The organism is bacterium (assembly GCA_021372515.1).
Taxonomy (GTDB): Bacteria; Gemmatimonadota; Glassbacteria; order GWA2-58-10; family GWA2-58-10; genus JAJFUG01.
Window position 1 is genome coordinate 1 of record JAJFUG010000082.1, and the last position, 1,721, is coordinate 1,721.

Annotated in this window: 1 protein-coding gene; it reads left to right on the forward strand. The window is 66.8% G+C overall.

The features are described 5' to 3' along the window. Positions 1 to 1,645 (forward strand): phosphoribosylformylglycinamidine synthase (locus tag LLH00_08505; protein ID MCE5271313.1); only part of this gene is annotated, 1,645 nt, incomplete at its 5' end. Positions 1,646 to 1,721: the final 76 nt, after the last annotated feature.

The following is a 1,721-nucleotide window of genomic DNA, read 5'->3' on the forward strand; positions in this document are numbered from 1 at the left end:
CGGGCGGATCGGCAAGGACGGGATCCACGGGGCCACGTTCTCCAGCGTGGAGCTGGATGAGAAAAGCCCCACCAGCGCCGTGCAGATCGGCGACCCGATCACCCAGAAAAAGATGGCCGACTGCCTGATCGAGGCCCGCGATGCCGGTCTTTACCGCACCCTGACCGACAACGGGGCCGGAGGCCTGAGCAGCTCGGTGGGCGAGATGGCCCGCCTCTCGGGCGGAGCTGAGTTGCACCTGGAGCGCGCACCGCTCAAGTACGCTGGCCTGGCGCCCTGGGAGATACTGGTCAGCGAGAGCCAGGAGCGCATGAGCCTGGCCGTGCCGCCTGACAAGCTGGACTCTTTCCTGGACCTCTGCCGCCGCCGCGAGGTGGAGGCCACCGACCTGGGCACGTTCACCGATTCGGGCAAGTTCGTGGCCTTCCAAGACGGGGCGGTTGTCTGCTCGCTGGACCTGGATTTCATGCACGACGGCCTTCCGAAGATGGAGCTGGAGGCGCGCTGGGAGCGGAAAGTGTTCCCCGAGCCGACGCTGCCGAGTCCGGAGGCGCGGCTCGACCAGCCCCTGCTGGGTTTGCTGGCCAGTTGGAACGTGTGCAGCAAGGAGGCCATCGTCCGTCAGTACGATCATGAGGTCCAGGCGCAAACAGTGGTCAAGCCGTTTGCCGGGGCGCGCGCCGAGGGGCCCTCGGATGCCTGCGTGCTCAAGCTCCGTCCGGACAGCTTGCGCGGAGTGTCCGTCGGCTGCGGCATCCTGCCGCGCTACAGCGACCTGGACACCTATCATATGGTGGCTTGCTGCGTGGATGAGGCCCTGCGCAACGTGGTGGCCGTGGGCGCCGACCCATCCCGCGTGGCCGGGCTGGACAATTTCTGCTGGCCCGACCCGGTGCAGTCGGCAAAGACCCCGGACGGCCGCTACAAGATGGCCCAACTGGTGCGCGCCTGCCAGGCGCTGTACGAGGTCTGCACGGCTTTCGGCGTGCCTCTGATCAGCGGCAAGGACAGCATGAAGAACGATTACGGCGCTGGCCGGGACAAGATTTCCATCCCGCCCACGCTCCTTTTCACCGCCCTGGGTATCGTGGAGGATGTGAGCCGCGCCGTGACCCTGGATTTCAAGGCGGATGGGGATAAGGTCTACGTGCTGGGAGAGACCCGGGACGAGACCGGGGCGAGCGAGTACTACGCCCTGCTGGGCGCGGTGGGTAACCGTGTGCCGACAGTGGATACGGCCCTTTCCAAACGTACTTTCGCCGCTCTGCACCGGGCTATCGGTCAGGGACTGGTCGCCTCGTGCCACGATCTTTCCGACGGTGGCCTGGGAGTGACCCTGGCTGAGTGCGCAATCGCCGGTGACCTGGGGGCGCAGGTGGACCTCTCCCGCGTGCCCGGTGCCGAATCGGTCCCGCGCAACGACAGCCTTCTGTTCAGCGAGAGCCAGGGGCGGTTCGTAATAACGGTCAGCCCCGAAAAAGCGGCCCGTTTCGAGGCCGCGCTGGCGGGCCTGCCCTGCGCCTGCGTGGGGCAGGTGACAGCACAGCCCACGCTGAAAGTGACCGGACGCGACGGCGCCTCGGAGCTTATCTCCCTGAGCGTGGAGCAGATGCGCGCCGCCTGGAAGAAGCCGTTGGACTGGTGAGGCCGATGGCATGGGGCTATTCGGAATCCGAGCCGGCCCTGTGGTCTGGGAGATCAGGTGTAGGGGCACGGCGCGC